Origin of the sequence: Methanonatronarchaeum thermophilum (assembly GCF_002153915.1) — an archaeon.
GTDB classification, from domain to species: domain Archaea; phylum Halobacteriota; class Methanonatronarchaeia; order Methanonatronarchaeales; family Methanonatronarchaeaceae; genus Methanonatronarchaeum; species Methanonatronarchaeum thermophilum.
Genome location: NZ_MRZU01000002.1, coordinates 95001 through 119522, shown reverse-complemented (window position 1 = coordinate 119522; position 24522 = coordinate 95001). Strand labels below are relative to the sequence as shown.

The following is a 24522-nucleotide window of genomic DNA, read 5'->3' as shown; positions in this document are numbered from 1 at the left end:
TTTTTATTCCTCCTTTAGGTCGACAAATCTTACTTCGCGTGTTTGTCCGTTGTTTAGGTCGTCTTTTGTTTGTTGTACTATGTTTTTGATTGATTGTCTAGGTATGTCTCTTCCTCCGAGGCCTACGATGTAGTTTGTCATTTGGGGTTTTATGTCTGCGGAGTATAGTGTGTCTTTCATTTCGGTGTATAAGGCTCCTTTTTTACCTAGTGTTATGTTTTTGTCTAGTACTGCTACGGCTTCTGCGTTTTGTAAGCCTTCGATTAGTTCTTGGTCTGGGAATGGTCTGAATGCTTTTATTTTGATTGCGCCTACTTGTTTTCCGTTTTCTCTTAGTTCGTCTACTGCTTCTTTGATTGTTCCCATTATTGAGCCGAGGCTTACCAGTATTATCTCTGCGTCTTCGGTTTTGTAGTTCTCTGTTAGGGTGTTTTGTGTTCGTCCGAATTTTTCTTCGTATTCACTGAATACTTTGGGCATTATGTCGCGGGCGTTTTCCATTGCTTGGTATTGTTCGTGTCTTATCTCCATGTAGTCTGATGGGAATCCGACTGTTCCAAGTGTTAATGGGTTTTCGGGGTCTAGTTTTATTTCTGGGTCGAATTCGGGTAGGAATTCTTTTACTTTTTCTTTTTTTGGTATTGATACTGGTTCGTATGTGTGTGTTAGTATGAATCCGTCCATGCATACCATTGCTGGTAGCATTACGTCTTGGTTTTCGGCTATTTTGTAGGCTTGTATTGTCATGTCTAGTGCTTCTTGGTTGTCTTCGGCGTATAGTTGTATCCAGCCTGCGTCTCTGACTCCCATTGAGTCTGAGTGGTCGTTCCATATGTTTATTGGTGCTCCCATTGCTCTGTTTGCTACTGACATGACTATTGGTAGTCTTAGGCCTGAGGCATTGTATAATACTTCGCTCATTAGCATTAGGCCTTGGCTTGCGGTTGCTGTGAATGTTCTAGCGCCTGTTGCACTTGCTCCTACGCTTGCGCTCATTGCTGAGAACTCGCTTTCAACTCGCATGTAATTGCTTTTTAGGTCGCCGTCTGCGACGAACTGGCTTATTTTTTCTACTATGTGTGTTTGGGGGGTGATTGGGTATGCTGATACGACGTCTGGTTCGCAGCATCTTACTGCGTGGGCGACGGCGTGTGAACCTTCCATAACTCTTCTTTCAACCATAATTCTTTCCTCTTTGTTTTTTGGTTATTTCTCGTCTAACTCCATCTCTATTGCTTCTACGGGACATTCTTTTGCGCATATTCCGCATCCTTTGCAGTAGTCTAGGTCTGTTTCGAATATTATGTCGTCTTCGTGTTCTACTTCGATTTTACATGTATCTGGACAGTATTCCCAACATTTTTCGCAGCCGATGCAGGCGTCTTTATCTAATATTGGTTTGTATGTTCTCCAGGTACCGGTTTTGTATTTTTTTGTGGTTCCTGGGTCTGCTTTTCCAGCGAAGTCTACCATTTTTTAGTCCTCCATTTTTTCTTTGGCTTTATCCATGACTAATGCATTTTTTTCTCCTATTTCTCCTGGGAACCGGGCTTTGACTCTTTGTTTCATTGCTTCTACACTTACTATTCCGGTTGCTCCTGAGAAAGCTCCTAACAACGCTGTGTTCATGATTGGTTTTCCTAGTATGTCTAGAGCTAGTTTTGTTGCGTCTATTGTGACTACTTCTGCATTTGTATCGAGATCGAGTTGATCGGGGTTTCTGGATGTGTTGATTATTATCATTCCGTCATCCATGATTCCCTTGGTTACGTCTATCGTTCCGATGAGTGTTGGGTCTTGAACTATGACGTGTGAGGGTTCGTATATCTGGCTTCTGATTCTTATTGGTTCATCACTAATTCTTGCGAATGCTTTAACGGGTGCGCCCCGTCTTTCAACACCGAACGCTGGGAATGCCTGTGCTTCTAAACCGTCTTCAAAAGCTGACTCCGAAAGCAGTTCGGCGGCGGTTACGGAGCCTTGTCCACCCCTTCCGTGTATCCTAATCTCTTTCATCAACTCACTTCCAATTTTTTTAATCTTAATTTCATTCCCACAACTGTGTTTTGTGGTATACCTTACTAAATTTACATAAATTAATAATTATAAATCATGATAAATATATCGATTTATACTAAAAAAACCAAAATAAAAACAAAAAATAACATAAATGATTAGTTAGAAAGGATAAATAAACCCTACATCGTTAAATCAAGACCAATACTAAATCTAAAACATAGTTAGATTAAAGAAACACATAAAAAACCTGTTCTGTTGGATAAAAATGAAAAAAATGAAGAGATGGATAGACAAGATGGAAAACCGTTACTCAAATAACGGAGAAAAAAACGTTCAATATCCAAAACTAAATGAAATCAACAATGTTGCAGTTGAAAAAGAGTTGGTAACCAGGAGAACATCCATCGACCCATCTCTTCAAAACCTACATCACAACCCACTACGTTGGTTCGAAGACAAAGAAATCATAAACGGCTATCGGAACATAATCGACACATACTGGCTAGAAAGAGGTTTCTCACGCTGCATAATATACGAACACCTAGACGAAATGGACCTTAAATACGTGGTTATAGAGCCACAGCTAACCGAAGAAGAAAAGGAGATAACACAAACAATATTCAGAAAACTAAAAAACCAGATACTTAAAAACGAGATAACTACCGACCAAGAAAAACGAAAAAAAATCCTATACAAACACCTAAAAGACGTCTGCAGAAAAATAGATAAACAGATCGATCAAACCCGGTTCCTAAAGATATACTACTACATAAAGAACCAGGTCTTCGGTTTCGACGTAATAGAGCCGTTGATGCAAGACAGATACCTAGAAGACATCTCCTGCAACGGCAGCGACATACCAATATACGTATACCACCAAAAACATGGAAACCTCAAAACAAACATCCAGATCGAACCTAAAAAACTCGAAAAACTAGTGATGACAATAGCTCAAAGAAGCGACAGACAGATAAACTTCGCCAGACCAACAGCAGAAGCAACACTACCCGACGGCAGTAGAGCACAACTAAGCTTGGGAAAAGAAGTAACCCTCCGAGGCAGTACATTCACAATAAGAAAATTCCCCGAACAACCAATAACACCAACAGACCTCGTAGCATGGGAAACACTCTCACCAGAAATACTCGCATACCTATGGCTACTTTCCGAAAACGGAAAAAACATAATGGTAGTTGGAGGAACAGCCACAGGAAAAACAACAACACTAAACGCAATAACACTATTCATACCAACAAACTCAAAAGTAGTCACCATCGAAGACACACACGAACTAAGACTCCCATTCGAAAACTGGATTCCATCAATAACAAAAAAATCACAAACCAAAGACATCGAAGACATAGATATGTACGACCTACTCAGAAGTTCATTAAGACAGAGACCAGAATACATAATCGTAGGAGAAGTACGTGGAGACGAAGCCATATCACTATTCCAAGCAATGTCAACAGGCCACACCTCCTTCTCAACACTACACGCCTCAAGCGTTGAAAAAGCAGTTAGAAGACTAGAAAACCCACCAATAAACGTACCAAAAAACATGATACCCGCCCTAGACATAATAATGGTGCAATCACTCCAAAAAATCGAAGACAAAAAATACAGAAGAGTGCTCGAAATCCAAGAAATAGGAGAATACAACCCCGACTTCGACGCAATCATGACAAACCTACTCTACAAATGGGACAACACCAGAAAGAAATTTAAAAGAAAATCAAGACCCATCAACCTCAAAAACATATCCGAGGAACAAGGAATATCATACGGAGAACTCGAAGAAGAACTAAATACAAGAAAAAAACTGATAGAAAAAATGGTTGAAAAAGACATCCGTAGCTACAGACAAGTCGTAAAAACGATCAAAAAATACGAGAAAGATAAAGAAACACTACTAGAAACACTCAATATAAACCAAAAAAAGAGATAAAAAACACCTTTCACCAGCCAGTAGATGTAATATGTTATCTAAAGCCATCCTAAAACGATATAAACACATCATATCGAAATACATAGACCATGAAGAGATGGCTATACTACTAAAATCAGCAAGACTATCTACAACACCAGAAAAACTAATCACAACAGCATTCTTAACAGCAACAACAACCCTAATAATAGGCATAACACTCTCACTAACACTACTAACCGCAGCAACCATAATACCTGGAATAATAATAACCGGTTTTTTAAGCATTATAACAGGCCTATCAATATTATACTACCCCAAATTGGTGGCAGACGGAAGAAAACAACGAATAAACATCAACCTCGGCACTGCCGTCACATTCATGTACGCTTTATCCAAAGGCGGTATGGATATATCAGAGATATTCAGACGTCTAGCCCTACATGAAGAAGCCTATGGAGAGCTCAGTAAAGAAGCAAAACTAATAACCACAGAAATAGATTTTTTCTCAAAAGATATACAAGAAGCCGTAAACGAATGCATCAAAGTAACTCCCTCACCAAAATTCAAAGAGTTCCTCGCAGACATGATACCCGTACTAAGAGCGGGAGGCGACATATCAAACTACCTAGAAAAAAAATCAACAGAATACCTTGACGACTCCCTTGAAGAACAAAAAAACTACATCTCATTCCTAGGATACATCTCAGAGATCTATGTAGCAGGTTTCGTAGCAGGCCCACTCGTCTTGATATTAAGTGTAGTTATACTAGGAATAACATTCGGTACATTCCCAGTTGAACTAACATACAGCATATACCTCTTACTCCCACTCGGCGGATTATTCTTCATAATACTACTAAAAACTGTTTCACCTGAAAAAGAAAACAAATTCAAAGAAACCGATTACCATAGATTTACAAAACGGTTTGAAGGCATGGAGCCCAATGAATTCAGTGAGAACAAAATCGAATACCAAACCGATTATACCGAAAAAATAGAAAACTACATATGGCTGATGAGATCAAAACCAATAAACACACTATACCTCACCATACCAATATCAATACTCTACATAACCCTCATCCTCCTAACCAATGGCTACTACTATCTAATTGAAACCATAGAGCTTCAAACCGTTTTATTAAGTATCATACTATTTCTACCGATGTCCGTTTTTTATGAAATAGAAGAAAGACGTCGGAAAAAAATCGAGTCACAGTTCCCAGACCTACTTAGAATGATAAGCAGTTTAAATAGAACTGGAATGTCTCTTAAATCAACAGTAATGGAGATCTCAGAGGTCCCAGGCATCATAGGCCGAGAAATAAGCCGAGTCAGAAATGGAATCGAATGGAACATCGGAGTAAGAGAGTCACTAGCCCGATTCGCATTCAGAATGAAAAACAAAGAAGTATTAAGGTCAATAATATTGATTTTAGAAGGAACCAGAGCCCACAACCAAGTTAGCACAGTATTAAACGTAGCAACCGAAGACATAAACAACAGAGAAACATTAAACAAACAACTAAAAAGAGACATACTACCCTATATAGCTTTAGTTTGGCTCGCATTCCTAATATTCCTATTCACCGCCTTGGTACTATCAAACCAATTCATCGCCGAAATGCCTTTAGCCGAAGAAATCGGTGACGTAGACCAAATAGAGTTCGGTTTCGAAAAACACGAACTAGAGATAATGGAAACACTAATCCTACATTCAGCAATGTTAATGGGATTCGTCTCCGGAATCGTAGCAGGAGAACTTTCAAAAGGAACAATGTACAGCGGCCTCAAACACGCATTACTAATGTTGATAATAGCATACACACTGTTCACAATATTCTACTAAAAAAACAAGAAAAAAAACACAAAAAAAGATATTTCTGTTAAATCGCTTGTTCTATTAGGTTTGTTATTTCTGAACTATTATTTATTTTGTTTTTGTTTTTGTTTTTGTTTTTGTGGTGATTGTTTTTTTGAGTTCGCCTGTTTCTGGGTTGTATAGGCATTCGGGGTCTTCGGCGTAGAAATTTCCTTTTTGGTGCCATGCTTTTTGTCTGCATCCTCCGCAGAGTGTTTTGTAGTCGCATTCTCCGCATTTTCCTTGTAGTTTGTTTTCTTTTTGTCTTAGGTTGCATAGTGTTTTGTTTGGGTTTTCGTTCCATATTTGGCTGAATTTTTTGTTTCGTATGTTGCCGATTTTTTTGTGTGGGGCGAAGTGGCATGGGTTTATGTTTCCTAGGTGGTCGATGTTGGCGACTTTGGCTCCGATGGAGCATCCTCCGGATAGTTCTAGTAGTTCTTTTATTTCGTTTATTCGTTCTTTGTCTATTCCTTCTTGTTTCATTCTTTCTAGTATGTATACGCCGTCCATTGGTGAGTCTGTTGTTAGGATTTCGATTTCTTTGTTTCTTAGTTCTATTGCTTTTTCGTATAGGTAGTCTAGTACTTGTTTTCTTTGTTCGAGTGTTATGTCCATGTTGGTTATTTTTTGTCCTCTTCCTGTGGGGACTAGGTGGTATATGCAGAAACGGTCTACGTTGTGTTTTAGTGCTAGGTCGAGTAGTTCTGGGACTTCGTTCCAGTTTTTTTGGTTTAGGGTTAGCCGGATTCCGGTTCGTATGCCGGTTTTTTTAGCGTTTTTGATTCCGTTTAATGCTTTTTGGAAGCTTCCTTCTATTCCTCGGAAGTTGTCGTGTGTTTTGGGTTTTGCTCCGTCGAGGCTTACTCCTGCGTATCTTATTCCGGCTTCTTTGAGTTTCTGGGCTTTTTTTTCTGTTATTAGTGTGCCGTTTGTTGATATGACGGTTCTTACTCCTTTTTGTTTTGCGTAGTTTGCGTAGTCGAAGAATTTATCGCTGGCTAGGGGTTCTCCACCGGTGAATATCAACATTGGTATTTCCATTTCGGCTAGTTCGTCTATTAGTTGTTTGCCTTCTTTTAGTGTTAGTTCGTTTGGGTGTGGTTCTTTTGCGTCGAGGTAGCAGTGTTTGCAGTCGAGGTTGCATTCTCTTGTTATGTTCCACATTACTACTGGCCGTAGGTCGGTTGAAAATCTGATTAAACTGTCTTCTATGTCTTTAGATCTTTTGTATCGGGCTCTCATTGCTTCGTATACGGTTCCATTATCACTGAGTAGTTTTGAGAATACTATCATTTTCTTGCCTCAATGGTTTTGTTAACTTCCTTGACCATTTCAGTAAATAAATAGTCTTTAGGAACTATTACTTCTTTAACCCCATATTCATTTAGTATGTCTTTGGTTGGATGTCCAATCGCTGCTACATACATGTTGTTCATTTGTCTAACTGTTTTGTTTTGGGTTTCTAGTTCTTTGGCGACTTTCATGTAGTTTTTAACTGTCATTTGGCTTGTGAAACCGATTATATCGATTTGTTTTTGGTTTATTTCGTTTATTAGTTTTTTTATTGGTTTTTTGTTTCTGGGCATTCCTACTTTGTATATCGGTACATCATGTACTGTTGCGCCATATTTCTTTAGGCCTTCTGAGAGTTTTGGGCTTCCATGGTTGCTTCTAGCGATCTCTATGTGTTTTCCATCTACTTGGTTTCCGATCTGTTTTACAAGTCCTGTTGAAGAGTATATTTCTGGTATTAGGGAATCTACATTGTGTTTTTTTAGTGCTTTCTGTGTTTTTGGGCCTATCGCGTAGACTGTTATTTCTTTTAGTTTTTGTTTGAATTTTTTTTGGTTTTCTATTCCGTTGAAAAAGTATTTGACGCCGTTTTGGCTTGTTAAAATCAGTATATCTGTTTCGCCTTCTAGTATGTTTTGGATTAGTTTTTTGTATTCTTGGTTGTGTTCGGGATATAACTGGATTGTGGGTGTTGCTTTGGGTTTGTATCCATTTTCTTTTAGTATTTTTTTAGATTTCTCTATCGATGGTTTTGGTCTTGTTATCGCGAATACCTTCATTTTTTTCCTCATCTTTGATTTGGAATATTTGTGATGCAGTTTCTATTAGTTTTTGATCTCTTTCCACAGCCGCTTGTTTTAGGGCTATTGTTGGGTCGGAGAGTATTTTGTTTTTTATAGATCGTGTTAGGTCGTCGATTATTTCTTGCTGTCCGTTTTCTAGAGATAGTTTATGTAATGCTTTCTGCATCTCTTCTCTACGTATTTTGTCTGCTCTTTCGTGTAGGGTGGCTATTAGGTCGTCGATTTTTTTTTCTTCATATTTCCTTATTAAGAGTTCGAGTTCTCTTTTGCATATCTGTTCAGCTTTCTCGGCTTCTTTGTATCGTTTTTTCCGGTTTTTTTCTGTAACTATCGTTAGGTCATCTATGTCGAATAGATTTACGTTTTCTATCTCGCTGACTTTATGGTCGACATCACGTGGGTTTGATATATCTATTATTATCAGTTTGTTCCCATTTACGTTTTCGATGTCATCTCTTTTTATTATTGGGTGGGGTGCTCCGGTTGCGGTTATTATTATGTCGACATGGGGGAGGTGGTTGGTGTATTGGTTGTATTTGATTGGCTGGCCATCGATTTTTCGTGAAAGGTTTTTTGCTCTTTCGTATGTTCTGTTTGCAACTGTTACGCCACCGAGGTTGTGTTCGTTTAGTGATTGGGCGACGAGTGTTGCCATCTCTCCTGCTCCTATTATCAATACTTTTTTTCCTGTTAGGTCGTTGAGTATCTCTTCAGCTAGGTCTACTGCAGCGGAGCCGACTGAGACGCATCCTTCGTTTATTTTTGTTTCATTTCGCACGAGTTTACCGACGTTGATCGATTTTTCGAATGCGAGGGATAGGGTTTCTTGAACTGCTCCATGTTCTCTTGATTGTTGGTATGTTTCGCTTAACTGACCGAGTATTTGGTCTTCACCTATCACCATCGATTCTAATCCGGAGGCGAGTCTTAGCATGTGGTGTAATAGTTTTTTTCCGGCATAGAAACGTACATAACGATCTATATCTATCTCTGTTTGGTTTCCGATATAGTCTAATAGTATTTCTCGGCCTTTTTGAAGTGTATCTGGAACTATGTATATCTCGACTCTATGGCATGTTTTCAGGACAGCGCATTCGTTTACACCTTCATAGGAGAGTAATTCATTAACTACTTCATCTGTATCGCCTATTCTTATGCATTCAAGCTGTCCGATTTCAGCCCATTTATGGGTTACCAAGAGTCCTAGTACATTAACCATTTCTCTCTCCTATGATTTCTCTACTTTTCTTAACAGCTTTTTGGTAAAAGTTCTTTCGTAATAAACTCCAGATTTCTTCTGATTCGATTACTCTCCATAATATTTCCTGTCTCTCTTTTTGGTTTTTTATTTCTTTTTTAAGTGTTTCTCGGATTTCATCTTGAAGTTTCACCATCAATCCATATTCAGGTCCTAACTCCTTTTCGAGTTTTTTTCGCATGTATTTACAGAAGGCTGGACTTCTTCCTAAACTTGATATAGATATCAGGTATTCGTCTTGGATGGTTGATGGGATTATTACGTCTCCTTCTTCACCATCAACCTGATTGACTAGTATGTTTTTCGACATCGCTTGTTTTGTGATTTTATTGTTCAGTTCTTTGTTGTCTAATGCTGGAATTACGAGGAATGCGTTTTCTATAAATCTATTTATGTTTTTTGGAGTTATCTTAGTTTGTTTTTGTGTTACATCGAGTTTTTTAAATTCTGGGTGGAATCTGTCGCTGACTACGGTTAGTTTTGTTTCCTTGAAGTACTTGGCCTTACGTAGTCCTACCGAGCCGCCGCCAAAAATAACTATTTTTTTGTTTTCAAGTGATACAATTAATGGCTTCATTTTTGTTTTGTTTTTTGTTTGGGTAGTTTTACACCTGTTTTTTTGAACTCTCTAGTGCTATATATCAGTTCGTATTCATGTAGGTTGAGGTCTTTGCTTATCTTTTTCGCTATTTCCTGTGTTTCCCCTTCGCTTTCACCATGGACCATTGTGAATAGGTTGTAGTTCCAGTCTTTTCTACGTGGTCTTTCGTAGCAATGTGACACTTCTTCGTACTCGGTCATTTTACGGCCGATTCTATCCACATCGTAGTTTGGTACGTCCCATACAATCATCGCGTTGTATTTTTTTCCGGCTTTGTAGTGGTTTATAGAAGCTCCAAATCTTCTTACCTTACCTTGTTTAGTTAGGTCTTTAACGATATTTAGAAGTTCGTTTGTTTCCATCCCTATTGATTCAGCGATCTGTTGATATGGGTTTTCAGTTATCGGGATTCCGTCTTGTAGAGCTGTTAAAACTTTTTTTTCCTTTTTATTTAGGTTTAGTTCGGTCATGATATCTTTTTTTATTTATCTGTAAATGAGAATGAAACACCTATTTTGTACATCTGTAGTGATGGTAGTTCAATTATTTCGTCTATACCAGTTTCTCTTGAGATCTCATCGATTATTTGATCTATTTTCTGTCTACTGGTTGTTGATAGTGTATACCATAGGTTGTATTCATGGTTTCGTTGGTAGTTGTGCGATACCTCAATGTATTGGTTTACTGTTTCCGCTACCTCTTCAATCCGGTTTTCAGGAACCTTCATAGCTACTAAAGTACCTGTTAAACCTATTTCTCGTGAATCGATTATTGGAGCTATCCGGCGGATATATCCCTGGTTTTTGAGGTGTTTTACTCTACTAACAACTTCCTGTGGCTCTATATCTAAATCACTAGCGATTTTGTGAAACGGTTTTTCGATCACAGGGAAATCAGACTGTAACCTTTCAAGCAACTGTTTATCTAGTTTATCCATCGTAATATTGTTTTTAATCTTTAATGTAAAAATTCCTACTAATCTAAATAAGGGAAGAAATACAAAGGATGTGATCTTGTTTAAAACTATTGTATCTATTGGTGTTTGTTTTTTGTGTTTTTTAATTGATTTGATGTAAAAAAAATATAAAAAAAATAGGTGGTTTTGGGGGAGTTTACTACATTTTTTGATAGTGGGGAAACTATGTGTAGGTTTTATCCCCCAAAGATTTTCCTGAAGGGATGTCTGGTTTTAGGTTTTTATTCCGGTTTTTTTGAGGCTTTTATTATCCCGTAGAACATGGCTATTACGCCTATTATCGCTATTAGTATTGCTAGGTTGATGCCTATTGTTACTAATATCCCTTCGTATATCCGTGTTCCTCCTAGTAGTAGTGTGATTATCGATAGAAGGATTAGTGGTACTCCTATTTTTCGGATCATGTCGTTGTCTTTCATGTTATTGGCCTCCTTCTACCCATTTTGGATGTTCTTCTTGTGCTTCTTGTTTCTCCATGTCGCCGGAGAATATTGACATTTCGATTGGGTATTTCTCTGGATGCATGTGTACGTTCATGAAGTGGAATAGGAATCCAGCGAGGCTTAGTACGGCGAATGCTCCGTGTATGTATCGGAATGCGAGTACTGTTTGTAATGACATGAATTCGAGGAATAGTGTTGGGAACCAGAGTACTAGACCGGTTACGATGAATATTACTGCTTCCACCCCTATTATCCATACTTCGGTTTTCTCTAGGTATCCGTATTTTGGTAGTCTTGGTTTTTTACCTGAAAGACCGAAGGCGTATTTTACGTCTAGCATTAGGTCTTTTATGTCGGTGGGTGTTGGTAATACTCTTTTTAGGATGCCTTTGTCGTATATTATGGTTGCGATTGCAGCGTATATCAGGAAGTATATTACTGAGAACGCCATTACGACTGCTGCAATTCGGTGGATGACCATTGTCACTTCGGCTCCACCCATTATTGTTAGTATCCAGCCCAGTTGGTCTGGGAAGAATATGGGTAGGCCTGTTACGTAGAGGACTAGTACTGACACTGCGTATAGGAAGTGTACGTATACTTGTTTTGGTGAGAATCTTTTTAGGTATTCTGTCATTTAGTGTTCCCTCCGCCATTTCATTACGCTTAGCAATGCTAGGAATAGTATCCCTATTATTCCGAGTGCTACGATTATGTACATGATGTCTTGGATTAGGTAGACTAGGTTCATTGTTTCTCCGTAGTCTGGTGTTGGCATTCTATCTATCTCGGTTAATGGGATTATGGAGTCGCTGGCGTACCAGAGTGTTCCTATTATTATTGCTATCGCTGCTATTGCCGAGGCTAGCGATAGTTTCTTCCTTTTCTTGATCTCGTTCATACTACTCACTGTTGTTCACCCAAATAAAGTGGTGTGTGGAGTGTGACCATTGTGGTCAGGGACTCACTATTGGTTTTCCGGTTTTTGCGACTCTTTCTTTGTATTCATCGGTGATCTCGGTCATGTCGCCTGCTAGTATTGCCCCGGTTACACAGTTTGCAGCGCATGCTGGTTCTTTTCCTTCATCTATTCTGTCTACACAGAATGTGCATTTGTTCATTACTCCTTTACTTCCTGTTACGCCGTCTCTTCCGAACTGTGGTGCGCCGAATGGACATGCGTATATGCAGTATCCACATCCGATGCATTCGTCTTCGTCTACTGTGACGATTCCATCGTCTCTTTGGTCAATTGCGTCAACTGGGCATATTGTGGCGCAGGGTGCGTCTGAGCAGTGTAGGCATGACATGGGCCAGTGTTCTTCTTTGCCTTCAACTCCTTCGTCTACTGTAACTACTTTCCGCCAGTTTACGCCTCTCTCTACTCCTTGTTCTCTTTTACAGGCGACCTCGCAACCTCCACACTCTATGCAGCGTGATACGTCAACGAGGAATCCATATGTATTTTCTACCATTTTCTTTTACCTCCTTTTTTTTGTGTTTAGCTTCTTTTTTCGTAGATTTCGTGGTATCTGCTTGCGTCTTCGCTACTGGCTTTCTCTATTTTACAGATTCCTGCTTTCGTTTCTTGCATCTGGCTGGTCCATGCATATCCATAGTTGCATACTTTGTTTGCTGGTTCTCCAATTCCATATGGAATCTTGTCTTCGGGGTAGTAGTCTGTTCGGTCTTCTCCTCCGAAGATTCCGAACCAGTGGTATGGTAGGAATACGTGGTCTTCCATCGGTCTCCGTGTAACTTTGGCTTTGACAAGTATCTTACCTTCTCTTGTTTCAACCCATACTATGTCTTCATCTCTTATGTTGAGGTCGTTTGCATTTCTTGGGTTGATTTCTACATACATTTCAGGTTGTAGTTCTACAAGCCACCAAGATTGTCTTGTTCCGGCTCCACCACCCATGTGTTCGACTTGACGACCGCTTGTTAGTACGAGTGGGTATTCTTCTGCATCGTCTTTTCTTTCTTGTTGTTTTGTTTCAAATTCTGTTGTAAGTCGGTAGTGGTTTTCTCGGTCTGCGTATGTTGGGTATTCTTCTATTAGGTCTGGTCTTGGACTGTTGATTGGTTCACGGTGTACAGGTAATCCATCTCCACCTTGGTTTGCCCATTCCCAAATGTAGATTCTTGCTTTTCCACGTCCGCTTGGCACTTTGTTAGCATCTAATGCCTCTTTGTAATCTGTTTCTAAATCGTTTGACCAGCTTCCTTCTATTCCGTATTCATCTGCTAGTTGGTCGTGTCCGTTTTCTCCTGATAGCATGCTAACTTCTGCTATTTCGTCTACTACTGGCTCCACTATCTCTTGCATCATGTCGTTTAGGCCGTCGAGTAGTTCTTCTCTAGTTGGTGATTCGGTTGTGAATCGAACTCGGAAGTCGTGTCCTCCTTCTGATACAGGTATGTCGTTTCTGTAGAGTATCGGTGTTCCTGGGTGGTCTTCGTTCCAACATGGCCATGGTTTTCCGAAGAAGTCTCCGTCGTATTCTCCTCCTTCTGCTTGTAGTGTGTCTGGATCGAAGTGGTGGCTGTATTCTGCGTGGCCTTTGAGGGTTTCTGGGGTTCCTCCGGTGTATTGGATTGTTTTGCAGCCCATGTTGATTTCTCTTGTGACGTCTTCGGGCATATCTTCCCAATCGCCGTCTCTGTTTTTAGCGAACTCATCTTTAAATCCGAATCTGTCGGCTAGTTCTAGCATTATTTCGTAGTCTGGTTTGCTGTCTTCTATTGGGTCTGTTACTTTGAATCTCCATTGTTGTTGTCTTGATGTACTGCTTACGCTTCCTTCTTCTTCTAGTTGTGTGCAGGCTGGTAGTAGGTATAGGTCGTCTTCTCGGTCTGTTAATGCGGATGCTGCTGATGGGTATGGGTTTACGATTACGACGAGGTCTGCTTCGTCTAGTGCTTGTTTTTCTCTTTCCATCTCGGTTATGGAGTTGAGGCTGTGTCCCCATACGACGACTGCTTTTACGTTGTTTGGTTGGTCTATTTCGTCTTCGTCTTTTATAACGCCTTCATACCATCTTGATACTGTGAAGCCGTCTGTTTCCATTAGTTCTTTGTTTTCGAATCTGTCTGATATCCAGTCGTAGTCTACGTCCCAGACTTTGCACCAATGTTTCCATGCGCCTTCATCTAATCCGTAGTAGGCTGGTAGTGTGTGTGATAGTATACACATGTCTGTTGCGCCTTGTACGTTGTCGTGGCCTCTTAATGCGTTTAGTCCTCCACCTGGTTTACCCATGTTCCCTAGTACTAGTTGTAGTATTGCGTATATTCTGGTGTTTTGTGCTCCTTTGCTGTGTTGTGTTGACCCCATTGAGTATTGAATTGCCATTGGACCGTCTTCGCCGCTGTTTTCTATCAATATGTCTGCTAGTTCTTCGAGTTTATCTTCTGGTGTTCCGCATATGTTTGAGACTGTTTCTTTGTCGTAGTTTTCTATGGCTTCTTTTAGTACTGGGAATCCATATGTCCGGTTTTCTATCATTTCTTCGTCGTACTTACCTTCGTCTATGGCTTTTTTGATTACGTACATTATTAGTGGTATGTCGGTTCCGGATCTGAATGGTACGTATAGGTCTGCTTGTGCTGCTGTTTTTGTGTATCTTGGGTCTGCAACTACTATTTTTGCGTCGTTTTCTTCTCTTGCTTCTATTACGTGTCTCATTGTTGCTGGGTGAGCTTCTGCTGCGTTGGACCCTATGAAGAATGCACATTTTGTGTTTGAAAGGTCGTTTACGTTGTTTGTTTGGGCGCCGTATCCCCATGTGTTGGCGAGTCCGAAGACTGTTGTTGAGTGGCATATTCTTGCTTGATGGTCTACGTTGTTTGTTCCCCAGAATGCGGTTAGTTTTCTGAACATGTATGCTTCTTCGTTGCTGATTTTTGCTGAACCCATCCACATTACTGAGTCTGGACCGTATTCTTCTCTTATGTCGAGTAGTTTGTCAGCTATGTCGTCTAATGCGGTGTCCCAATCCAGTCTTTGCCAGTCGCCTCCTTCTTTGAGCATTGGTGCTTCTACTCTGTTTGGTGTTTTTACTAGTTGGTGTTCTGCGTTTCCTTTGGAGCACATTCCTCCTCTGTTTACTGGATGTTCTTTCCATGCTTCTTGTCCGACGAATTCTCCATCTACGACTCTTGCTTTTAGGCCGCAGCCTAGTGAACAGTTTGTACATATTGTCTTCACTAGCTCTTCATCTCCTTCTGGAGCTGCGTCGACTGATCCTATCATGCCGTCGAAGTAGTCGCGGGATTTTGAGTAGCCCGCCAGTCCGGCGGCTGTTGTGAGGGCGGTTGCCTTTAAGAAGGTCCGCCGTTTAAGTTTTGCTTTATCTATTAGACTTTTGTTTTCTGGTTTATCCATTTATGTAAAACCCCCGTGTTTTCATATTCCTTTGAAAAGTAAATCTATGAAACTTAAATAGTTTTTCATGATTAATAATTATATTATGGGTGTGTGTAAAATAAGCACCAGTAATAACACAGTTAAACCAACCAGTACACACAAAACAACTGGTCGGGGAAAAAAACAATAAAACTAGGGTTTAATCCCCAGTTATCCCCACAAAATTATCCCTCTCAAAACTGAGAAAACCATTTGTTATGAGACCCACAGCCTCATAAAAACTAGACTCATCAGACTCAACCAAATCACCACACATATCAGGAACCCAAACAAATATATGGTCCTCTAAAAACTCCCTCTGATAAACAATAGCATCCTCATCTCCATCTAAAGCCCTATCACAAAGATGCCGCATCACATCAAACTCAAAAGCGATATGATCCTCAGTCTTACTGAAATCCTCAGTCTTCCCATACTGAATCTTCCTAAGGAACTTCTTAACCTCAAGAAGAGAATCAGACCTCAACTCACCATCAACATAAAAAGATTCATAAGGAATAACCTCCTTCTTCACAGGCCCTAAAAAAATCCTTGTAAACTCCCGATCCAAATCCTTCTTAATCAAATCAGGGTCATCATGGCTCTCCATATAATCCTCAATCAAACCAAAACCCCTAACCATATCACTATCCAACCAAGGATTTTCCTCTTCATCTGGAATCAAAAAATCTCCAGAAGCCAAATCCTCAGCCATCACTCGAGGAGGTTCCTCTAAAAACATCCTTTGCAAAAAACTATAATAATACTTCCTAAGTTCAAACAGCTCTTCAATATTCATAAATCATCACCTGGACTTCCAAGATCACGGAGAGCAACCATAGGCCTACAATCCTCACAATACTCAATCAAACCAACCCTATCCTCAGATTTGGAGCCACCAGCACTCTCAAGAGAATCCACAACCTTCCTGTATGCCTCCATACTTATAAATTCCTTCCCACACTCCTTACAACACATCATCTCAGATTCAACCAAACCAACATCAACACCAAGACTGTCGAAATCTATTAGGTAATCGATATCAACGGCGTCTTCAGGACACACCTCAATACACAACCCACAGCCAGTACACCTCTCATGTCGAAAAACCAGTTCATTATCCTTACGGATCAACGCACCGGTTTGACATGCATTCGCACAAGCATTACAGAGCGTACAGTCACCTGAAACATCAACAAAACCGAAAGAATACCTACCCTCTACAACCCCCTCAACATCCAACTCCTCTAACAAACCAACAAGAGCCTCCCTATTCTCATAGCTATCCGGACGGCTCACACCAATCCGGTTACCAGTTACAACAGATCGATAAAACATATCCAGCCAAGAAACATCAACCCCACCAGCCATCACACCAACCCTACCAACACCAAGTTCATCAACTATCGCTTGAGCCATATCAACCGCTGGAGAAACCTGACCCAAAACAACAACACCATCAGCCTTACACGCCGTATATACAACCAAAGCAGCAGATAAACTACCAGGCCTCACCTCAATAGGTATGTAAGGCGAAACTTCCACACCACTACGAACAGCCTTACCATACTCTCTCAACCCCTCTCTAGATCCAAACAAAACAACATGTTTATCCAATGGATCCTTTCTCAACAAACCACCCTTCTCATACAAAACACTGTCAACCACATTGAAATACGATTTATTAGACATCTTGTGGTTCGGAACAGAAAGCGGACAGATAGAAGAACACAACCCACAGCCGGTGCACTCAACCCTATCAAAATGAACCCCCTCACCATCAATCCAAACAGCATCAGCCGGACATAAATCCATGCAATAGGAACAGCCTTCACTACCACCTGGACCAACACTGTTACACAACTCATGCTTCACATCAAGCCAAACATCCTTTCGGAAACCCCCAGCCCTCTCTAAAACACTTGAAACACCCTCTAAACCATCTTCACCCAACACATAGACCCCGGATGGGAGTTCATCAACACCTAAACCTAATGAATCTTCCGAAAACAAAACCTGATCCGTTTCAAACAACCTTTTCTCATTCCTACCAATCTCAATAGCATCAACCGGACATACATCAACACAATCCATACATTCATCACAAACATCTAAAACCCTATAGCCCGATGTAAAAGCATCTAAATCACATTCCAAACGACACCTATCACAACCTATACACATATCTAAATCAACAGCACTCTCCTTAGACACACCAACCTCAAGACCCCCAACACGACCCTCAACCTTAAAAACATCGCCTTGATAAACCGATTGCCCACCAACCAACCGCTCATAACCAACATCGATATCCTCCGGAACCAACTGAACTACATCCAAATCACGAGATAAGTAATCAACCACTCTATCCACAACATCTCCACCACCAACAACAAACACACTCTCCCCAATATTAACAGCCATATCCCTAGGATGTTCCAAAGAACTTAACTTCTCAATCTCACCTGCAACAGCCCTTTTCGCAGCCTCAACACCCTCTTTACCACCAACAGACAAACAAAGATCCCTTAAATTAACAAAACCAACATTCTCAGGCTTAACCCCAACCTCAGAACAAGCATCAACAAACCCACCCCCACCATAACTACAACCAACAACAACAGAATCCAAATCGTTTCTCTCAATATCCCTCTTCAAAACCTCCAACCCAGACTCACCACACCCAACATCAACCAACTCAACAACCTCAGCTCCCTCAACCTTCTTAACATCCTTATACCTAACATCAACCCTACCATTACAAGTACAAAACAACACACCAGTTTTCAAAAATAACACACCAAATACTAAGAACATCTACAGCTCATTAAATTTTAGGTAAAAAAACAAACCCCTAACAAACCCAAAAAAACAATCGAAAAAAAAACACCAAAACCAAAAAAAACAGAGTTTAACAACCTTAATTTAAGTAAACTCCAACAATAATATAATTTAAATTACTCCACAAAAGGAATATTTTAAGTTAAATTACATTAATGGTATTAGAGAAAATGTACGAAACATACATAGAGCTATTCCTATTCTTCCTTTCACTAATGATAGTACTGTTCTCACTATACGGAGTTCAGGTCTCAGAAGTAAAATACTACAGAAGAGGTCTAACGCTGATAGGCATTGGATTCGCCTTCGTATCGATAGGGCTTTTTATAAACATACTCTTAACCAACCAAGAAAACATACAACTATACCTAACAACCATCGGATACATCCTAGTACTACTAGGCCTAACACTACTAACATGGTTTAGAAAAAAACTGGGACTATAACCTAAAGGTGGCCAAACTTGACAATTGAAGAAGCATTACACAACCTACATAAACACAAACCATCCGCTTGGACCGAAAACGAGGTGCAAACAAGAGAAGAGCTAGGGGAAACAGTAGATATCTATACCTTCAAACAACTACAATCCAGTATATTCCTATTCGACCCAACACTACTCACCAACACATACACACATACAAAAAACATCCTAAACAAAGAGGTTAACGATTGGTGTGAAAAAACAGGCTTAAACGATTTTTACCAAAAAGATTTCCAAAAACTAACAAACGAAAAAAAAGAAAAACACATACAATCAATCGTCAACGAACATGTCAACAAAATACTAAAAAAAATGGGTTACGGAGTAGTAAACCTAAAGAAAACCAACCTAGAAGAAAACCAAATACACATAGAAGTCAAAGAAAGCATCGAATCCTTCAACTCATCAAACATAAAACGACCCTACTGCTTCATGCTCTCCGGACTACTATCAGGATTAATAGGAAGCAGATTCGGCAACTGGATAGCCTACGAAACCAAATGTAACGCAACAGGCCACAACTCCTGTGAAATCATACTAGGACCAGAAGAAAAAACAATCGAAAACATGAGAAAATACCTCGACCTCTCACCAAGATTCAGCTTCGGATTCAAAAACAGACTATCATCAATGATGGCAGACTCAAGAAAAAAAGAAGACTACTCCCCACTACTAGAAGAAATAACAAACAAAACCCTAAACATAGTAGGCAGAGACCTCAAAAGCAAACCAAGACCAGAACTCGGATCAGACATAACAATAAAAGCACTACAAAAATACTACCTAACCTTCTACGTCAAAGACTACAACACAGGAAGCCAAAACCTATATGACGCAGGATACCAACAAGGCTACCGACTAGCCCGCATACTATCAGCAATAGGAATAAACAACATATACCAAATAGAACGAGTCCTACCCGAAATGTGGAAAAAACTAGGACTAGGAATACTAAAAACAACCAGAGAAGGATACAACACATTTAAAATCGAAATAGAAGAATGCGCATACACCAGCGACCTAAACCTAGACAACGAAATATGCCACTACAACTCCGGAATATTCGCAGGAATATTCTCACACACACAAAACAAAGACTACAAAACCAAAGAAATAAACTGCAACGCCAAATCAACCGAAAACTGCACACACATAATCCAAGAAAACTAAACTAAACTAAACTAAATTTTTATTTGTTTTGTTTCCTGTTTTTTTATGTTGCAATAACTTAGGTTTTAGTTATAGTGTTTTAGTTATTGTTAGAAATATCTAGTTTTTATGTTTTTTATTTTGTGCGTGGAGATAGGTTGTATGTGGATAGTTATTTTTTTTATTTTCTATATTTGGTTTTATTGGATTTCTCTTCTAATGTTTAGAAAAGTTGTATAGTGAAACCGACGTATCACTATGTTAGAGCTGTAGAGGTGTTTGTTATGCTGTTGTGTTGAAGTTGTGATGTGTTTTTAGTTTAGATCTGGTTTTTGGTTTGTGTTGTCTGTGTTGGTTTTTTCGTTTTTTTATATGTATCTGGTTGTTTCTAGGTTTTTGGGTGCGAGTGTGTCCATGTGGAATTTTTTGTAGAGTGTTGATGCGAGGTCGATGCATTTTTCTTCGTCTCCGTGTACTGTTAGTACTTTTTCTGGTTTGGATTTCATGCTGCGTATGAATTCGATTAGTTGTTGTCGGTCGCTGTGTCCTGAGAATCCTTCTATGCTGTCTATTTCTAGTCGTACTTTGACGCTTTCTGTTCTTTCGTTTCCACCTGATAGTGGTACTTCGTCCCATCCTTTTTGTATGCGTCTTCCGAGTGTTCCTTCGGCTTGGTATCCGACGAATGTTAGGTTGTTTTCAGGGTCTGGTGCTAGTTGTTTGAAGTATTGTATTATTGGTCCTCCGTTTAGCATTCCTGAGGTTGATAGTATTACGCAGGGTTCTCCTTTGATTACTTCTTCTCTCATGTTGTTGCTGTCGACTCTGTGGAATATGTCTGATAGGAATGGGTTTTTTTCTTTGTGGAATATTCTGTTTTTGATTTTTTCGTTTAGGTATTCTGGGTATGTTGTGTGTATGGCTGTTGCTTCCCATATCATTCCGTCTAGGTATACTGGTACTTTGTCCATTTTGCCATTTCGCATGTGTTCTTCGATTACGAGCATTGTTTCTTGTGATCTTCCTACTGCGAATGCTGGTATTATGACTTTTCCTCCTCGTCTTGTGGTTTTGTTGACTATGTCGACGAGTTTGTCTTCTCCTCTTCTTCTTGATGGTTGGTTGTCTTGTGCTCCGCCGTAGGTTGATTCCATTATTAATGCTTCTACTCTTGGGAAGTTGTTTGATGCTGAGTCGAATAGTCTGGATTTTCCTGAGTTGAAGTCACCTGTTACTGTTACGTTGTATAGTCCTTCGCCTATGTGGAAGTGTGCCATGCTGGAGCCTAGTATGTGGCCGGCGTTGTGTAGTGTTAGTCTTATGTCTGGGGCTATGTCTGTTACTTCGCCGTATTCGAGTAGTATTGCGTGTTTTGTTGCTTCTCGAACCATTTTGGAGTTGTATGGTATTCGGTCGGATTCTCTGGCGGCTATATCTATGTAGTCTAGTTGAAGTAATGCCATCAGGTCTCTTGTTGGTGCGGTGCAGTATATGGGGCCTTCGTATCCATATTTGTAGAGTAATGGTATTAGGCCGCTGTGGTCTAGGTGTGCGTGGGTTATTACTACTGCGTCTATGTCGCTTATTGGGTAGGCTTCGGGTATATGTAGGTATGGTGTTTGGTTTGATCCTGGTTTTATTCCACAGTCTACTAGTACTCTTGATTCGGGTGTGGTTAGTAGTATTGAGGATCGGCCGACTTCTCTTGAACCTCCTAGGTGGGTGGTTCTAACCCATTCTTCTTCTGAAGTGGGTTCTCTATGTATTTTACGTCCTACTCTCTTGAGTATCTCTTTTCTTTCTTCGCTTTGGGCTCGTATGTATTGTCTTACGCTTTGCACTATTGGTGTTTCTATTGGTGGTTTGCGTATTACTTTTAGTGTCCATCCGATATTTTCTGTTATCTCTCTTAATGTAGATCCGTATTTACCTATAACGAGCCCTGGTTTTTCAGCTTCTACTGTTGCTTCTCCGAACTCGGAGTCGAAATAGATGTTGCTGATTCCAGCGTCGTCTGGGACTATTTCTTTTATTTTGTTTCTTGCTTTCTCTGGATCTGAAAGTACCTTTACGTTTGGTCTTACTGTAACTCTCTTTCTGAGTTTCTTAGCTAGTTCTCTCACGATGTCTCCGTCTTTTGCGAATTTTCGAGGGTCTTCTGTGTAGATAACTACTTCAGGACCTTCGAACTCTACGTTTGAAATTGTTATTTCTTTCGGGACCTCTTCTATTATTCGATCCCTAATCTCGTTCAAAGTCTGTTGGACTGACATTCTATTTCCGTTTCTAAAAAAGGTTATAATTAGTTTTTAAATTCGTTTTATATCTCGTTCTCATCTAAAATCTCAAAACCATCACTGGTTATTTTGGCTATATCTATGCCGTTTCCGGAAGAAGAATCTCTCTCCATAGCAGCTTTTAAGGCCCTTGCTGCAATGTCGACTCCTTCATCAACCGTTATCTCTTCGTTGTATCTGTCTTCAAGCACACCGTATGCAATTGGTGAGCCGGAGCCGGTTGAAGTAAGTTTTTCTTCGAGACACCCTCCTCCAGGGTCAAGTACATAGATGCTTGACCTATCTTTATCAACCCCTCCGATAACTAGCTGTACGTAATACGGGAGTATTCCTCCTCCAAGTATATTCGACATCAGGGTTGAAGTGGCCTTAACACTTATCGGTTTCTCTCGCTTGAGTTTATAGAGCTTGGTTTCCGCTTTTATAGATCGAACCAGTTTTTGGGCGTCTCCAACTGAGCCAGCCATAGTCAAGCCGATTGTGTCCTCAATTTGAAAAACTTTTTTAGCTCTTTTACTGGCTATCAGGTTACCCATACTAGCACGTCTCTCGGACCCAAGCACTACACCATCTCTGCACACTAAACCTACGGTAGTTGTACCTTTAAATTTGTCACCGCTTTCCATAATAAAGCACCTAGAATTTGCGTTAAAAAAATCAGTTCACAAATCGCTGTTAAAAAGAGATGTCTTCAAAAATACTTAAAACTTGCTGAAACACCCATACAACGATAACTATATGTGTTATGTTTTTTTGTTTTAATTTCACAATCTCTTTGTATAGTGGTTTTTTATTTGACTTCTTTTCTGAGTTCTCCCATTTCGGCGGCTCTTTCGGCGAAGGCGTTGTGGCTGTGGATGCTTTCTTCGTTTATCTGTCTTGCAGTTATTAGTGCGTTGTCGGGTAGGTTTGGAAATTCTTCTACTATGTATGCTATCATGTTTCTTACTGCATCTTCTACAAAAACTGGGTTTTTATGTGCTTTTTCCACTACCTCTGCTTCGTCTTCCCGTTTAAGTAGTTCGTATATTCTTGAACTCATGGATCTTTCTATTATTTCCACTAGTTTTTCGATTGGAACTTCGTATCCTACCGGAACTTCAATTGATATACTCCCCCGACCTCTTTGGTTATGTGTCGCGATAGGTATTTCTTTGAGTATCGTATCTGCCTTAGATTTTGGTATATCTAGGTTTTGTAATACTTCCCGGATGTTCTCTGCCATTATTCCTTGTGCGCATGGACAGGCGGTGGTACCTTTTACTTCAGTTCCTACTCGATTTCTTACTCCTTCAGGTGTTGCTACTGCACGTGCGAAAATCTTGATTATGTCTTGAGAAGCTATTTCTGAAACCGGAGCCTTTTTCTTCATTGAAAACTCGCTTTCCATATTTACTTCTGCTCTATTTGCGTATTCATGTCTCTCAAGAATTTCCTTAGCTACCTCAACACATAGGCTTTCTATCTCACATACAGGTTCCTCTACGGCCCGCTCCAATACTTCATCTATTGCCTCAAAGTTCCGTGATAGATTAGCTCCTTTTCTATCAGATGGAAGATCAACTGAAATGTTAAATTCAGATAGCAATATCATAGGCCTATCAGACCCTTCTGTACGTAACTCAACGTGTTTTCTTATGTTTGAAACCCCTACTCTGGTTAGGTCAACGGGAACGCTTGGTTTATCGGCTTGAACATCTGGAAGTGTCATTTTAATATACCTTCAATTAATTTAGTTTTATATAACTGAAATCAATTGTGTCTTATTTTAGATTTGAGTTGTAATAAAAAAATATTAATCCCACATACCCAACTGAATTAAGTTGAGTTATGTTGGGTTGGGTGATGTCAACCGACCGTTTTTTATTGGTCGGTTGGTAGTTTGTTTGGGTTGCTTTTTTTAGAACATTTTTCTTAGTGCTGGGTACATCTCCATTAGCTGTTCTTCGGCCATCTCTTCGTATAGTCTGTAGAGGATACCGACTGTTAGGAGTATACCTGTACCTGTTGCCATTCCTATTGTTCCGAGTAGGTTTGCGAATGCGGCTATTAATCCGAGTATCAAGCCACCTAGGATTGTAACGGCTGGTATGTATTTTTTCAGTATCTTTTCCATTACTGATGCATTTCGCCTGAATCCGGGTATCTGCATTCCT

General features: G+C 39.9%; 24 protein-coding genes (1 of these 24 cut by a window edge). 4 read left to right on the top strand and 20 right to left on the bottom strand.

Annotated features, from left to right (window positions below; genetic code table 11):
- Nucleotides 1-3: 3 nt before the first annotated feature.
- From porA to AMET1_RS00630, 3 genes are read right to left on the bottom strand one after another with little or no spacing between them, the layout of a single operon-like run.
- Complete coding sequence (gene porA, locus AMET1_RS00640; protein WP_086636557.1) at nt 4-1182, bottom strand: pyruvate synthase subunit PorA; 1179 nt, start codon at nt 1180-1182, stop codon at nt 4-6.
- A gap of 24 nt (nt 1183-1206) precedes the next feature.
- Nucleotides 1207-1473 (bottom strand): 4Fe-4S dicluster-binding protein, encoded by a 267-nt coding sequence (locus tag AMET1_RS00635; protein ID WP_086636556.1) that lies wholly within the window; start codon nt 1471-1473, stop codon nt 1207-1209.
- A gap of 3 nt (nt 1474-1476) precedes the next feature.
- Nucleotides 1477-2016 carry a pyruvate ferredoxin oxidoreductase subunit gamma gene (locus tag AMET1_RS00630; protein WP_086636555.1) on the bottom strand — a complete coding sequence of 180 codons (540 nt, stop codon included), beginning with the start codon at nt 2014-2016 and terminating at the stop codon, nt 1477-1479.
- Between the two features lie 268 nt (nt 2017-2284).
- Between AMET1_RS00630 and AMET1_RS00625 the strand changes: the two genes are divergently transcribed.
- Nucleotides 2285-3967, top strand: a complete 1683-nt coding sequence (locus AMET1_RS00625) for a type II/IV secretion system ATPase subunit (protein WP_086636554.1) — start codon at nt 2285-2287, stop codon at nt 3965-3967.
- 31 nt (nt 3968-3998) lie between these two features.
- Entirely contained in the window at nt 3999-5798 is a 1800-nt protein-coding gene (locus tag AMET1_RS00620) for a type II secretion system F family protein (protein ID WP_086636553.1), read from the top strand.
- 81 nt (nt 5799-5879) lie between these two features.
- Here AMET1_RS00620 and AMET1_RS00615 read toward each other — a convergent pair whose 3' ends face one another.
- From AMET1_RS00615 to AMET1_RS00555, 13 genes are all read right to left on the bottom strand, one after another.
- Nucleotides 5880-7106 (bottom strand): radical SAM/SPASM domain-containing protein, encoded by a 1227-nt coding sequence (locus AMET1_RS00615; RefSeq protein WP_086636552.1) that lies wholly within the window; start codon nt 7104-7106, stop codon nt 5880-5882.
- Nucleotides 7103-7885, bottom strand: coding sequence for a uroporphyrinogen-III synthase (locus AMET1_RS00610; protein WP_161490689.1), 783 nt, complete (start codon nt 7883-7885; stop codon nt 7103-7105). Before AMET1_RS00610 ends, AMET1_RS00615 begins: the two co-directional genes overlap by 4 nt.
- A complete protein-coding gene (gene hemA / locus AMET1_RS00605) occupies nt 7836-9128 on the bottom strand; it encodes a glutamyl-tRNA reductase (protein WP_086636550.1) in 1293 nt (430 codons plus the stop codon). Before hemA ends, AMET1_RS00610 begins: the two co-directional genes overlap by 50 nt.
- Nucleotides 9121-9744 (bottom strand): precorrin-2 dehydrogenase/sirohydrochlorin ferrochelatase family protein, encoded by a 624-nt coding sequence (locus tag AMET1_RS00600; protein ID WP_086636549.1) that lies wholly within the window; start codon nt 9742-9744, stop codon nt 9121-9123. Before AMET1_RS00600 ends, hemA begins: the two co-directional genes overlap by 8 nt.
- Nucleotides 9741-10238, bottom strand: coding sequence for a siroheme decarboxylase subunit beta (gene ahbB / locus AMET1_RS00595; RefSeq protein ID WP_086636548.1), 498 nt, complete (start codon nt 10236-10238; stop codon nt 9741-9743). The genes AMET1_RS00600 and ahbB overlap by 4 nt, the downstream gene beginning before the upstream one ends.
- 11 nt (nt 10239-10249) lie before the next feature.
- Nucleotides 10250-10684, bottom strand: coding sequence for a siroheme decarboxylase subunit alpha (ahbA, locus tag AMET1_RS00590; RefSeq protein ID WP_143406778.1), 435 nt, complete (start codon nt 10682-10684; stop codon nt 10250-10252).
- Between the two features lie 281 nt (nt 10685-10965).
- Nucleotides 10966-11163, bottom strand: coding sequence for a hypothetical protein (locus AMET1_RS00585; RefSeq protein ID WP_086636546.1), 198 nt, complete (start codon nt 11161-11163; stop codon nt 10966-10968).
- 1 nt (nt 11164) lies between these two features.
- Nucleotides 11165-11824 carry a formate dehydrogenase subunit gamma gene (locus tag AMET1_RS00580; RefSeq protein WP_086636545.1) on the bottom strand — a complete coding sequence of 220 codons (660 nt, stop codon included), beginning with the start codon at nt 11822-11824 and terminating at the stop codon, nt 11165-11167.
- Nucleotides 11825-12097 (bottom strand): hypothetical protein, encoded by a 273-nt coding sequence (locus tag AMET1_RS00575; protein WP_143406777.1) that lies wholly within the window; start codon nt 12095-12097, stop codon nt 11825-11827.
- Between the two features lie 46 nt (nt 12098-12143).
- The gene (locus AMET1_RS00570) at nt 12144-12662 is read right to left on the bottom strand and encodes a 4Fe-4S dicluster domain-containing protein (protein ID WP_086636543.1); all 519 of its coding nucleotides are present in this window, start codon (nt 12660-12662) and stop codon (nt 12144-12146) included.
- A gap of 26 nt (nt 12663-12688) precedes the next feature.
- Entirely contained in the window at nt 12689-15574 is a 2886-nt protein-coding gene (locus AMET1_RS00565; protein ID WP_201721220.1) for a molybdopterin-dependent oxidoreductase, read from the bottom strand.
- 181 nt (nt 15575-15755) lie between these two features.
- Complete coding sequence (locus AMET1_RS00560; RefSeq protein ID WP_086636542.1) at nt 15756-16394, bottom strand: TorD/DmsD family molecular chaperone; 639 nt, start codon at nt 16392-16394, stop codon at nt 15756-15758.
- On the bottom strand, nt 16391-18385 hold the full coding sequence (locus tag AMET1_RS00555; RefSeq protein WP_161490688.1) for a 4Fe-4S binding protein: 1995 nt from the start codon (nt 18383-18385) through the stop codon (nt 16391-16393). Before AMET1_RS00555 ends, AMET1_RS00560 begins: the two co-directional genes overlap by 4 nt.
- Before the next feature lie 221 nt (nt 18386-18606).
- Between AMET1_RS00555 and AMET1_RS00550 the strand changes: the two genes are divergently transcribed.
- A complete protein-coding gene (locus tag AMET1_RS00550) occupies nt 18607-18882 on the top strand; it encodes a hypothetical protein (protein WP_086636540.1) in 276 nt (91 codons plus the stop codon).
- A 17-nt stretch (nt 18883-18899) separates the two neighbouring features.
- Nucleotides 18900-20090 (top strand): V4R domain-containing protein, encoded by a 1191-nt coding sequence (locus AMET1_RS00545; RefSeq protein WP_086636539.1) that lies wholly within the window; start codon nt 18900-18902, stop codon nt 20088-20090.
- Nucleotides 20091-20437: 347 nt separating this feature from the next.
- Here AMET1_RS00545 and AMET1_RS00540 read toward each other — a convergent pair whose 3' ends face one another.
- The 4 genes from AMET1_RS00540 to secY all read right to left on the bottom strand — a co-directional run.
- Complete coding sequence (locus AMET1_RS00540) at nt 20438-22342, bottom strand: beta-CASP ribonuclease aCPSF1 (protein WP_086636538.1); 1905 nt, start codon at nt 22340-22342, stop codon at nt 20438-20440.
- 47 nt (nt 22343-22389) lie between these two features.
- The gene (psmB, locus tag AMET1_RS00535) at nt 22390-22992 is read right to left on the bottom strand and encodes an archaeal proteasome endopeptidase complex subunit beta (protein ID WP_086636537.1); all 603 of its coding nucleotides are present in this window, start codon (nt 22990-22992) and stop codon (nt 22390-22392) included.
- 164 nt (nt 22993-23156) lie between these two features.
- Entirely contained in the window at nt 23157-24077 is a 921-nt protein-coding gene (gene mptA / locus AMET1_RS00530) for a GTP cyclohydrolase MptA (protein ID WP_086636536.1), read from the bottom strand.
- A gap of 189 nt (nt 24078-24266) precedes the next feature.
- A protein-coding gene (gene secY, locus AMET1_RS00525; RefSeq protein WP_086636535.1) for a preprotein translocase subunit SecY crosses the window boundary here: on the bottom strand, nt 24267-24522 show its 3' portion. 1244 nt of this gene lie beyond the right edge of the window; only the last 256 of its 1500 coding nucleotides appear in the window; the start codon falls outside the window, past its right edge; the stop codon is at nt 24267-24269.